Source organism: Pseudomonas sp. FYR_5 (genome assembly GCF_043106315.1).
Taxonomy (GTDB): domain Bacteria; phylum Pseudomonadota; class Gammaproteobacteria; order Pseudomonadales; family Pseudomonadaceae; genus Aquipseudomonas; species Aquipseudomonas putida_Y.
In genome coordinates this window covers 1-12,305 of sequence record NZ_JBICMK010000131.1, presented here as the reverse complement: position 1 = coordinate 12,305, position 12,305 = coordinate 1, and the positions used below count along the sequence as shown (strand labels likewise).

Genomic DNA, 12,305 nt, shown 5'->3' with positions numbered 1-12,305 from the left:
TCTGCGCCTTCGCGGTCAACCATGGGGTGTGCTTACAGCTCACGCCGCCAGAACAGTTCGTGTCGGCGCACGGCCTTGCGGAAGAATTCGTTCTCCCCATAAGGCGATGGCTGTCGCCCGGCAAGCCAGCGTTGCAGCACGCGGCGCAGGCGGCGCTTGAACGGTGCCGGCGGCTGCAGGTCGTGCATCATGCCCAAGGCCATGGCCTTGTCGCGCTGGGTCGCGCAATCCAGCACCAGGCTGCAGGGTGCCCAGGCCTGGGCAGCGCTCAATTGCGGCGGCAAGGCCACGCCATCGCCACTGTCGCCCATCGGCCAGCGGTCGTTATCGTGCAGGTGGTTCGCGTAACACAGCAAGGTTTTTGGCTGCCAGGCCATACCTTGCAAGGCTTCCAGCACTGCCGCCTGAGCGCAGATATGGTCCGGGTGGGGGTCTAGCTGCGGGTGGGGCATCACCAGCACCTCTGGCCTGGCCAGCTCCAGCAAGGCTCGCAGGTCGGCCAGCAGGTTGTGCCAGGTGGGTGCGCCATCACGGTCGCCCGGTAACGGGAACGGGTTGAACTGGCGGAACACGCGGATATCGGCCAGGTCGGCTTCACGTGAGGCCGCCGGCTGGTCGGGTGCGGCCTGCATGGCAGGCAGCTGCAGGCAGAAGTAACCCAGCTGTATGCAACGCGACTCCGGCACACCGGCCCAACGCGGCACGACGATGCTGTCCCAGGCACGCAGGCGCCCCTTCAGGCGCGCGGCCTCGGCCTTTGCCAAGCCCATCTGCTGATAGTGCTCGGCCTCTATCTCACCGGCGGTCAGAGTCACCACCCAGCTTTCATCCGCCTGGCTGTACAAACCATACGCGGCCAATTCGGCGTCGTCGGCATGTGGCGCGATCACCATCACCCGACGCCGCTGCAACTCGACCGAAGGGGTTATCCACAGGCGCAACTGCCCCTGCAGCCGGCAATTCCGGCCGCGCAGTCGCAACGTACCGGCCTGCAGTGGTGCAGCAAGACCGGTCACGTTAAGGAAGCGCACGCCATCGACGCCACGCTCGAACGTTTGCCGATCGGTCTGCTCACCGGCCAGCAGCTCGACCCGAGGGTCGAGAAAGCGCCCCAACCAGCTGCTTTTGAGCCGCAGTTCAAGCACCAGCGTTTCGTCACCTTGCAACGTGCACTCGGCCTTGAGCCAGCCATCGAGCAGGCTGGCAGGAACCTGCTGCGCCTGATCGCCGAAGTCGTATGCGTAGTCCTCGCCCGGCGCATAGAACAGATGGTCGGCAAACCAGGCCTCATGCGCAGCCCAGAGCAGCGGCAACAGCAGCAGTGGCAGCCACCACCAACTGAATACCCCGAGGGCGACCAGCGCAACCAGGCCCGCCAGCAGCCCCAGGCGTTTGTTGCGCCGGTGGCGCTTGAGCAACTGCTGCTTGCGGCTCACGCTTGATACACCGGCACAGGGTTACACCAGCGGTCCTTGTACTCACGGTCAGCACGGCCGAACGAAAACCGCAGCGGCTTGTTGCGCGCCCGGGCGTCTTCCCAGGCGGCCTGGGTATTGAGGAAGCTCAGCACGCTGCCTGGGCTGAAGGCCTTGGTTTCAGGGTCGACGCCGCCATTGATGTACTCGACGCTGATCCACTCCGGCGCTTCGACCCGGTACACCAGCTGGATGGCAATCGACTTACCGTCCAGCAGCAACACCGAGCCGATCAGCAGCTCACGCAGGCGCTCCAGCACATCGGCCATACGCTCGGCACCGGTGGCAGGGAAGCCCCAGCGGCGCAGGAACAGGTCGCAGTACATGCTGGCGATTTCCTGAGCACTGAAGTCGCTGATCGGGCGCACCACACCACCCGCCTCTTCCAGCAGGCGCAGTTCACGGCGCTGGTTGTAGCGGAACTTCTTCGACAGGTCTTCAGGCGCCCGGGCCATGGCCAACTGCTCCTTCTGCGCCTTGAGACCGCTGAAGCGGCCTTGGTTCAGCTCGGACAGGTAACGCACGGTATGGCGCAACGGCGCAGCGGCATCAGACGCCGCCGGCAGAATGATCTCGGCATTACCGAGGTCGAACAGGGCTTTCTTGCCAGCACGCTTCAGCACGTCCTTGGACAGCGCCAGGTGACGCCCCCAGGCCGGGATCGCGGCTTTCAGCTCGCCAGCCTGGTGCCAGCCCAGATAGCGCACCGGGATCTGCGCCAGATCCGCCAGTTGCTCGACCACCAGCGGATGGGTGGCGACACTGCCGCCAAAGCGCGCCCATGCCTCGGCATAAGCCTTGGCATCAATAGCTTGCCAACCGCGTTCGCGGAAGGCCTGGATACGATTGAGCATCAGGCCTGCCCCACCAACGCGCGCACCTGCGGGAGGTGCCAGAAGGCCTCGCGCACCGCCTGGTCAGAGAAACGCTCACGCAGGCGCTGCAGCATGTGGCTGGCACAGGCCTGGCGCTGCTCAGCCTCCAGTACGGCCATGTGCTTCAGGCCTTGGGCCAGCTGCGCGGCATCGCCCAGCGGGAACAGAACGCCAACGCCCTCGACCACTTCGCGGGCACCGCCACAGGCCGTGGCCAGCACCGGCACACCGGCAACCATCGCTTCGAGCAGGACCATGCCGAACGGTTCGTGATCGGAACTCAAAGCGAACACGTCGAACGCCTGGAAGTAACGGCGCGCATCCGGTACCTGGCCAAGAAAGTCGACTTGCCCGGCAATGCCAAGCTCGGCGGCCAACGCCTTGAGGCTGGCCTCCAGACGCCCCTTGCCGAGGATCGCCAGGCGGGCGCCGGCAGGCAGCCCCGGCAGTGCCTGGGCAAAACCGCGCAACAGGGTAGCCTGGTCCTTGTCCGGGTGCAGGCGCCCAACATTGCCGACGATCCACGCCTGAGGATCCAGGCCCAGGGCCTGGCGTGCATCAGCGCGCGGCACCAGCGCTGCTTGCAGGGCGTCGATGTCGATGCGGTTGTACAGGGTCTGGATGCGCTCGGCCGGCCACTGCGGCAAGCAACGGCGCATATCGTCACGTACCGCGTCCGAAACCCCCAACAGGCTCAGACGCTTGCTGAACAGGTTCGCGAACAGGCGGCGGCCTTTGCGCTGGTAGTCGCCAAAGGCATGGTGCACACCAATCACCGGCAGGCCGGTCCCCAGCAGGGCAACGTAGATCGGCTTGAAGCGATGGGCGATGCAGAAGGCGAAATTGCGCTCGGCCGCAATGCGCCGCAATGCGCGGATGGCGCCAAGTTTCAGGCCACGCACGGCCTTGGAACTGAACTCAAGGAACAGCACCTCGTCCGACGCACAGCCAGCCGCTACCTGCGCGTCGGCGGCGCCGGTGAGGAACACCGTGGTGACCTGATACCCACGCCCTTGAAACAGGCTGGCGTACTGACGGGCGCAGTCCAGGAACGGCCCGTCATAGCCATGGCAGAACTGCAGGATGCGCGGTTCAGAGCGGCTGGTCATACGGGGCCGCGCCGTCCTTTACAACCAGGATGTCTTCCATGATCAGGTACTGCAGGTCCGAGCCGAAGAACATGTTCAACGCATCGGTCGGCGAGCAGATCATCGGTTCACCACGACGGTTCAGCGAGGTGTTCAGCGACACGCCGTTGCCAGTCAGGTCTTCCAGTGCCTTCATCATGTCGTAGTAGCGCGGGTTGTACTCGCGCTTGAGCACCTGGGCACGCGAAGTGCCGTCCTCATGTACCACTTCCGGCACGCGGGTCTTCCACTCTTCAGCCACTTCGAAGGTGAAGGTCATGAACGGCGCGGGATGGTCGACCTTGATCATCTGTGGGGCGACAGTGTCGAGCATCGACGGGCAGAAAGGTCTCCAGCGTTCGCGGAACTTGATCTGGTGGTTGATGCGGTCAGCCACGCCTTCCACGCTCGGGCAACCGATGATCGAGCGGCCACCCAGGGCACGCGGCCCGAACTCCATGCGGCCCTGGAACCAGGCTACCGGGTTGCCATCGACCATGATCTGGGCGATTTGCTGCGGCATGTTCTCGAGTTTGCGCCACTTTGGCTGGTTCGGGTGACGGGCGCAGGCAGCGATCACGTCTTCGTTGGAGTACGACGGGCCGAGGTAGACGTGCTCCATCTTCTCGACCGGAACGCCACGGGCGTGAGAAACATAGGCAGCGGCGCCAACGGCAGTCCCGGCGTCGCCGGAGGCCGGCTGGACGAACAGTTCCTTTACGTCCGGACGGGCGATGATCTTCTGGTTGAGCTTGACGTTCAGCGCGCAGCCGCCGGCGAAGGCCAGCTTGCCGGTTTCACGCAGGGTGTCACCCAGATAATGGTCGATCATCTGCAACGCCAGCTTCTCGAACAGCGCCTGCATGCTGGCGGCGTAATGGATGTACGGCTCGTCGGCGATGTCGCCTTCGCGCTTGGGGCCCAGCCATTCGATCAGCTTCGGCGAGAAGTAGAAGCCCTTGCCCTTCTCTTTATAGCGGCGCAGGCCGATAACGTTGGCGTACTCGGTGTTGATGACCAACTCGCCGTTTTCGAAGCTGGCCAGACGCGAGAAATCATACTTGCTGGCGTCGCCATACGGCGCCATGCCCATGACCTTGAACTCGCCATCGAGCATTTCGAAGCCAAGGAACTCGGTGATAGCACCGTACAGGCCACCCAGCGAGTCCGGGTCGAAGAATTCCTTGATCTTGTGGATCTTGCCGTTTTCGCCGTAGCCAAAGAAGGTAGTGGCGTACTCGCCCTTGCCGTCGATGCCCAGGATTGCGGTTTTTTCCTTGAAGCCCGAGCAGTGATAAGCACTGGAAGCGTGGGCCAGGTGGTGCTCGACGGGCTCGATCTTGACCTTTTTCGGGTCAAAGCCCAGTTGTTCCAGGCACCAGACGATCTTCTTGCGATAGCGCTTGTAGCGACGGTTGCCCATCAGGATGGCATCGAGTGCACGATCCGGGGCGTACCAATAGCGCTTGGCATAGTGCCACCGCGCCTTGCCGAACAGGCTGATCGGGGCGAACGGGATGGCTACCACGTCGACGTCGGACGGCTTGATGCCTGCCTGTTCCAGGCAGAACTTCGCCGACTCGTAGGGCATGCGGTTCTTCGCATGCTTGTCACGCACGAAGCGCTCTTCTTCGGCGGCGGCAATCAGCTTGCCGTCAATGTACAAGGCCGCGGAAGGGTCATGGCTAAGGGCGCCGGACAGGCCAAGAATCGTCAATGCCAAGGGATTAGCCTCTTCATTCGGTAAAAATGCGCCATCGGCCGCTTGGGCGGATGGCGGCTAAAGGGCGGGATTATAACGCAAACATCGGGGGCACACCGCCCCCTTGTAGGAGCGGGTTCACCCGCGAAGCAGGCAACGCGGTGGATGGCACCGGCGTCGCCGGCGTTCGCGGGTAAAACCGCGCCTACAGGTCTACTCGGCGATCAGCCAGTCCATGCGGTAGCTACCAGCAGTCTGTGCCAGCTCTTTGGCCAGCCATGGCAACAGCTCCTTGAGCTCATCCTCCAGCCCCCACGGCGGGTTGGCGATGGCCAGGCCCGAACCATTCAGGCCCTGCGGGCTGTCCTGGTGGTGTACATACAGCTCGACCCGCAGCAGCTTCGGCGCGCCGGTGCTGGTCAGGTCCTGGTAATAGCGGGCCAGCGAACGCTGGTCCTTGATCGGGTACCAGATGGCCACAACCGTCTGGCGCATGCGGCCAATCGCCTCTTTCATGGCAGTGGTGCAGCGCTTGAGCTCATCGGCCTGCTCGAACGGCGGGTCGATCAGCATGATCGCGCGCTTTTCCTGCACCGGCAGCAAGGCCCGCGGCACATGCCAGCCTTCACCCAGGTGCACGGTCACGCGCGGGTCTTTTTTCATGTTTTCTTTGAGGAGCGGCCCGTCTTCGGGGTGTTTCTCGTTGAGCAGGGCGCGGTCCTGCTGGCGCATCAGGCGACGAGCCAGTTCGGGCGAACCCGGGTAGTAGCGCAGCTCGCCATCGGCGTTCAGGCGCTTGATGATGCGCAGGTAGTCGTCGGCCATGGCCGGCAGGTCATCGCGATTCCACAGGCGGGCTACGCCTTCCAGGTATTCGCCGGTACGGCTTGCCTGGTCACCCTGCAGGTCGTACAGGCCGAGCCCTGCGTGGGTATCGATATAGGCGAACGGCTGCTCCTTGCGCGACATCAGGGCAATGAGGCGGGTCAGCACAATGTGCTTGAGGACGTCGGCGTGGTTGCCGGCGTGGAAGGCGTGACGATAGTTCATGGCAACTCCTGCGGGGGTGGCAAGTTTACCTTGCCTTGCAGGCGGAGTCAGGCCTGGCTGCTGATTGGCGGCACCCGCAAAGCAGGCGCCGCCAATTCAACGGGTGTTACTTGTCGGCGTGATACGCCGCATCAGCAGCTTCGAAGCGCTTGACCATCGCCTGCGAAGGGCTGCCCAGCTTGCTCACCAGAACAATGGCGATGCTGGCGAACAGGAAGCCTGGGATGATCTCGTACAGCCCGAGGGTGTCGAAGTTCTTCCACAGGATCACCGTCAGCGCACCCACCACGATACCGGCCAGCGCACCGTTACGGGTCATGCCTTTCCACAGCACCGAGATCAGCACCACCGGACCGAAGGCAGCACCGAAGCCAGCCCAGGCATAGGCCACCAGACCCAGTACGCGGTTTTCCGGATTGGCAGCCATGGCGATGGCGATCAGGGCCACGGCCAACACCATCAGACGGCCGACCCACACCAGCTCGACCTGCGAAGCATTCTTGCGCAGGAAGGCCTTGTAGAAGTCTTCGGTCAAGGCACTGGAGCACACCAGCAACTGGCAGCTCAGGGTACTCATGACCGCGGCCAGGATAGCCGACAGCAGGACACCTGCGATCCATGGGTTGAACAGGATCTTGGCCAGTTCGATGAACACACGTTCGTGGTTCTCGCTTACCGGGCCTGCCAGCTCAGGATGGGCCGAGAAGTAGGCGATACCGAAGAAGCCTACAGCGCAGGTACCCGCCAGGCACAGGATCATCCAGGTCATGGAAATGCGGCGCGCCTTGGCGATCGACTTTACCGAATCAGCGGCCATGAAGCGCGCCAGGATATGCGGCTGGCCGAAGTAACCCAGGCCCCAGCCCATCAGCGAGATGATGCCGATGAAGGTAGCGCCCTTGAGCAGGTCGAAGTGTGCCGGGTTCACCGCCTCGATAGCGGCGAAGGTCTGGTCGAAGCCACCGGTGGCGATCAGCACGAACACCGGGGTGAGGATGAGCGCGAAGATCATCAGCGTGGCCTGCACGGTATCGGTCCAGCTCACAGCCAGGAAACCACCGATGAATGTGTAGGCGATGGTCGCCGCTGCACCCGCCCACAGCGCGGTTTCGTACGACATGCCGAAGGTGCTCTCGAACAGACGGGCACCGGCAACGATGCCGGAGGCGCAATAGATGGTGAAGAACACCAGGATCACGATGGCGGAAATGATGCGCAGCAGGCCACTATTGTCTTCGAAACGGCTGGAGAAATAGTCCGGCAGGGTCAGCGCGTCACCGTTGTGCTCGGTCTGCACACGCAGCCGGCCGGCCACGAACAGCCAGTTCAGGTAGGCACCAACCGTCAGGCCGACGGCGATCCAGACCTCGGACAGGCCCGCGAAGTAGATGGCACCAGGCAGGCCCATCAGCAGCCAGCCACTCATGTCGGAGGCACCGGCAGACAGCGCGGTGACCACGCTACCCAGGCTGCGACCGCCCAGAATGTAATCGGAAAGGTTCTTGGTGGCGCGATAGGCGGCGAAGCCGATCAGCACCATTGCTGCGATGTAGATCACGAAGGTGATCGTTAGTGGATTGCCCATGCGTGTGCCCTGGCGTTTGTTTTTATCATGCACAACCGCAACGATGGCGGTTGCACCCAGGCGGCGAATGCTATGCAACAACGCAAAGAAGGTGCAACCATTTTTCTTTTGCAAGTTGCACCTGCCCGTGCATTTTCCGACAAAGCCCATTTTTTGCTCCTTTTGGGAGTAAAAAACCGGTTTTTCAGAATAAATCGCACCGATAACGCCCCTTTTCAGGGTGAGGGAATGGCTATCGGACGAGTTGCACCTTCTACGAGAAAAATTCAGGTTGCACCTAGTTGCACCCGAATTGTCCTACAGCTACTCTTGATGCCAGCTTAGGCCACAACCGTGGCAATAACGAGGATAAGAAATGGCGACTACCACCCTTGGGGTCAAACTCGACGACCCGACCCGTGAGCGACTCAAAGCAGCTGCGCAGTCCATCGACCGCACGCCTCACTGGTTGATCAAGCAAGCGATCTTCAATTACCTGGAGAAGCTCGAGGGTGGTGCCACCCTGACCGAACTCAACGGTCATGCCAGCAACCCGGCCGACGATGCCGGTGAAGTCCAGGCCGACCACAGCCACCAGTGCTTCCTCGAATTTGCCGAGAGCATCTTGCCGCAGTCGGTACTGCGCTCGGCGATCACCGCTGCCTACCGCCGCCCCGAGCAGGAAGTGGTGCCAATGCTGCTGGAGCAGGCGCGCCTGAGCGCACCGCTGGCCGAAGCCACCAACAAACTGGCCGCAAGCATTGCCGAAAAACTGCGCAATCAGAAAAGCGCCGGCGGCCGTGCCGGTGTCGTCCAGGGCCTGCTGCAGGAATTCTCGCTGTCGTCTCAGGAAGGCGTGGCGCTGATGTGCCTGGCCGAAGCCTTGCTGCGCATCCCCGACAAAGGCACCCGCGATGCGCTGATCCGCGACAAGATCAGTACCGGCAACTGGCAGCCGCACCTGGGCAACAGCCCGTCACTGTTCGTCAACGCCGCCACCTGGGGGCTGCTGCTGACCGGCAAGCTGGTCAGCACCCACAACGAAACTGGCCTCACCTCCTCGCTCACTCGCATCATCGGCAAGAGCGGCGAGCCGATGATCCGCAAGGGCGTCGACATGGCCATGCGCCTGATGGGTGAGCAGTTCGTCACCGGCGAGACCATTGCCGAAGCACTGGCCAACGCCAGCCGCTTCGAGTCCAAAGGCTTCCGCTACTCCTACGACATGCTCGGCGAAGCCGCACTGACCGAGCAGGACGCGCAGAAGTACCTGGCGTCCTACGAGCAGGCCATTCACTCGATTGGCAAGGCCTCGCATGGCCGTGGCATCTACGAAGGCCCAGGCATCTCGATCAAGCTGTCGGCACTGCACCCGCGCTACAGCCGCGCCCAGTACGAGCGCGTGATGGAAGAGCTGTACCCGCGCCTGCTGTCGCTGACGCTGCTGGCCAAGCAGTACGACATCGGCCTGAACATCGACGCCGAAGAAGCCGACCGCCTGGAGCTTTCGCTGGACCTGCTCGAGCGCCTGTGCTTCGAGCCATCCCTGGCTGGCTGGAACGGCATCGGTTTCGTTATCCAGGCTTACCAAAAGCGCTGCCCGTACGTGATCGACTATGTCATCGATCTGGCCAAGCGCAGCCGCCACCGCCTGATGATCCGCCTGGTAAAAGGCGCCTACTGGGACAGCGAGGTCAAGCGTGCCCAGGTCGAAGGCCTGGAAGGCTACCCGGTCTATACCCGCAAGGTGTACACCGACGTGTCCTACGTGGCCTGCGCCCGCAAGTTGCTGGCCGTGCCAGAAGCCATCTACCCGCAGTTCGCCACCCACAACGCTCACACCCTGTCGGCCATTTACCACATTGCCGGGCAGAACTACTACCCGGGTCAATACGAGTTCCAGTGCCTGCACGGCATGGGCGAGCCGCTGTACGAGCAAGTGGTCGGCAAGATTGCCGATGGCAAGCTGAACCGCCCGTGCCGCGTGTACGCACCGGTCGGCACCCATGAAACGCTGCTGGCATACCTGGTGCGCCGTTTGCTGGAAAACGGCGCCAACACCTCGTTCGTCAACCGCATCGCCGACCACTCGATCTCCATCCAGGAACTGGTCGCCGACCCGGTGGTCAGCATCGAGCGCATGGGTACTCAGGAAGGCAGTATCGGCCTGCCACACCCGCGTATCCCGCTGCCGCGCGATCTGTATGGCACTGAACGGGCCAACTCGGCCGGCATCGACATGGCCAACGAACACCGCCTGGCATCGCTGTCCTGCGCCATGCTGGCCACCGCTCACAACGACTGGAAGGCTGCCCCGCTGCTGGCCTGCACCGCCAGCGAGAGCGCTGCCGCACCGGTACTGAACCCGGCGGACCACCGCGATGTGGTGGGCCACGTGCAAGAAGCCACCGTTGTTGACGTGGACAACGCCATCCAGTGCGCACTGAACGCCGCGCCGATCTGGCAGGCCACTCCGCCAGCCGAGCGCGCTGCCATTCTGGAACGCACCGCCGACCTGATGGAGGCAGAAATCCAGCCGCTGATGGGGCTGCTCATCCGCGAGGCCGGCAAGACTTTCGCCAACGCCATCGCCGAAGTGCGTGAAGCCGTGGACTTCCTGCGCTACTACGCGGTGCAGGCACGTAACGACTTCAGCAACGACGCCCACCGCCCACTGGGTCCGGTGGTGTGCATCAGCCCATGGAACTTCCCGCTGGCGATCTTCACCGGCCAGGTGGCCGCAGCCCTGGCTGCCGGCAACCCGGTATTGGCCAAGCCTGCCGAGCAAACCCCGCTGATCGCCGCCCAGGCCGTGCGCCTGCTGCTGGAAGCGGGCATCCCCGAAGGTGTGTTGCAGCTGCTGCCAGGCCGCGGTGAAACCGTCGGTGCCGGCCTGGTCGGAGACGAGCGCGTCAAAGGCGTGATGTTCACCGGTTCCACCGAAGTAGCCCGCCTGCTGCAGCGCAACGTCGCTGGCCGTCTGGACAACCAGGGCCGCCCGATCCCGCTGATCGCCGAAACCGGCGGCCAGAACGCGATGATCGTCGACTCCTCGGCACTGACCGAACAGGTCGTGATCGACGTGGTGTCCTCGGCCTTCGACAGTGCCGGCCAGCGTTGCTCGGCCCTGCGCGTGCTGTGCCTGCAGGAAGACTCCGCCGACCGCGTGATCGAAATGCTCAAGGGCGCCATGGCTGAAAGCCGCCTGGGCTGCCCGGACCGCCTGGCCGTGGACATCGGCCCGGTGATCGACGCCGAAGCCAAGGCCGGCATCGAGAAGCACATTCAGGGCATGCGCGAGAAAGGCCGCTCGGTCTACCAAGTCGCCATTGCCGATGCTGCCGAGATCAAGCGCGGCACCTTCGTCATGCCAACCCTGATCGAGCTGGACAGCTTCGACGAGCTGAAGCGCGAAATTTTCGGCCCCGTACTGCACGTTGTGCGCTACAACCGCCGCAATCTGGACCAACTGATCGAGCAGATCAACAACTCCGGCTACGGCCTGACCTTGGGCGTGCACACCCGCATCGACGAGACCATTGCCAAAGTGGTGGAAACCGCCAATGCCGGCAACATGTACGTCAACCGCAACATTGTGGGTGCAGTGGTGGGCGTGCAGCCGTTCGGTGGTGAAGGCCTGTCCGGCACCGGCCCGAAAGCCGGCGGCCCGCTGTACCTGTACCGCCTGCTGTCGACCCGCCCGGCCGACGCCATTGGCCGCCACTTCCAGCAGCAGGACGGCGAAGGCACGCCGGACCGCACCCTGCACGAACAGCTGGTAAAGCCGCTGCACGGCCTGAAGGCTTGGGCCGAGAACAACCAGCTGGCCGACCTGGCCGCGCTGTGCAGCCAGTTCGCCAGCCAGTCGCAGAGCGGCATCGCCCGCCTGCTGCCAGGCCCGACCGGCGAGCGCAACAGCTACACCATCCTGCCGCGTGAGCACGTACTGTGCCTGGCCGACAACGAAACCGACCTGCTGGCGCAGTTCGCCGCAGTCCTGGCCGTTGGCAGCTCGGCGGTGTGGGTTGACGGTGAACCGGGCAAGGCCCTGCGCGCCCGCCTGCCGCGTGAGCTGCAGGCCAAGGTGAAGCTGGTCGCGGACTGGAACAAGGATGAAGTGGCGTTCGACGCCGTGATCCACCATGGCGACTCGGACCAGCTGCGCGGCGTATGCCAGCAGGTAGCCAAGCGTGCCGGGGCGATCGTTGGGGTGCACGGGCTGTCCAGCGGTGATCACCAGATTGCGCTGGAACGCCTGGTCATCGAGCGCGCGGTGAGTGTGAACACTGCAGCGGCAGGCGGTAACGCCAGCCTGATGACCATTGGCTAATGGCTGAGGGTTGTTGAAAAAAAGGAGAGCCTCGGTTCTCCTTTTTTTATGGGTGCATGTCCCGAAGCAGGGGCTGGACACAGGCCGTCGTAGGAGCGGGTTTACCCGCGAAAGGGCCGGGGCTGCTGGCCAATCTCCACCTGCCGCTCACCGTTGCCGCCGCTACCGTATTCGCGGGTAAA

The 12,305-nt window shown here is 63.4% G+C and carries 7 protein-coding genes; 1 reads left to right on the top strand and 6 read right to left on the bottom strand.

What is annotated here, in order from left to right:
* Positions 1-32: 32 nt before the first annotated feature.
* The 6 genes from ACF8RA_RS25660 to putP form a co-directional block, all read right to left on the bottom strand.
* Positions 33-1,436: a PIG-L deacetylase family protein gene (locus tag ACF8RA_RS25660; RefSeq protein ID WP_392488222.1), complete on the bottom strand. Its 1,404-nt coding sequence runs from the start codon at positions 1,434-1,436 to the stop codon at positions 33-35.
* The gene (locus tag ACF8RA_RS25655) at positions 1,433-2,329 is read right to left on the bottom strand and encodes an antimicrobial resistance protein Mig-14 (RefSeq protein ID WP_176683106.1); all 897 of its coding nucleotides are present in this window, start codon (positions 2,327-2,329) and stop codon (positions 1,433-1,435) included. The genes ACF8RA_RS25660 and ACF8RA_RS25655 overlap by 4 nt, the downstream gene beginning before the upstream one ends.
* Positions 2,329-3,459: a glycosyltransferase gene (locus tag ACF8RA_RS25650; protein ID WP_209969666.1), complete on the bottom strand. Its 1,131-nt coding sequence runs from the start codon at positions 3,457-3,459 to the stop codon at positions 2,329-2,331. Before ACF8RA_RS25650 ends, ACF8RA_RS25655 begins: the two co-directional genes overlap by 1 nt.
* Positions 3,443-5,200 (bottom strand): carbamoyltransferase, encoded by a 1,758-nt coding sequence (locus ACF8RA_RS25645; RefSeq protein WP_003249431.1) that lies wholly within the window; start codon positions 5,198-5,200, stop codon positions 3,443-3,445. Before ACF8RA_RS25645 ends, ACF8RA_RS25650 begins: the two co-directional genes overlap by 17 nt.
* A 192-nt stretch (positions 5,201-5,392) precedes the next feature.
* A complete protein-coding gene (locus ACF8RA_RS25640) occupies positions 5,393-6,229 on the bottom strand; it encodes a 23S rRNA (adenine(2030)-N(6))-methyltransferase RlmJ (RefSeq protein ID WP_176683104.1) in 837 nt (278 codons plus the stop codon).
* 106 nt (positions 6,230-6,335) lie between these two features.
* Positions 6,336-7,814 carry a sodium/proline symporter PutP gene (gene putP / locus ACF8RA_RS25635; RefSeq protein WP_176683103.1) on the bottom strand — a complete coding sequence of 493 codons (1,479 nt, stop codon included), beginning with the start codon at positions 7,812-7,814 and terminating at the stop codon, positions 6,336-6,338.
* Between the two features lie 355 nt (positions 7,815-8,169).
* Between putP and putA the strand changes: the two genes are divergently transcribed.
* Positions 8,170-12,123, top strand: coding sequence for a trifunctional transcriptional regulator/proline dehydrogenase/L-glutamate gamma-semialdehyde dehydrogenase (putA, locus tag ACF8RA_RS25630; RefSeq protein ID WP_392519688.1), 3,954 nt, complete (start codon positions 8,170-8,172; stop codon positions 12,121-12,123).
* Positions 12,124-12,305 lie beyond the last annotated feature (182 nt).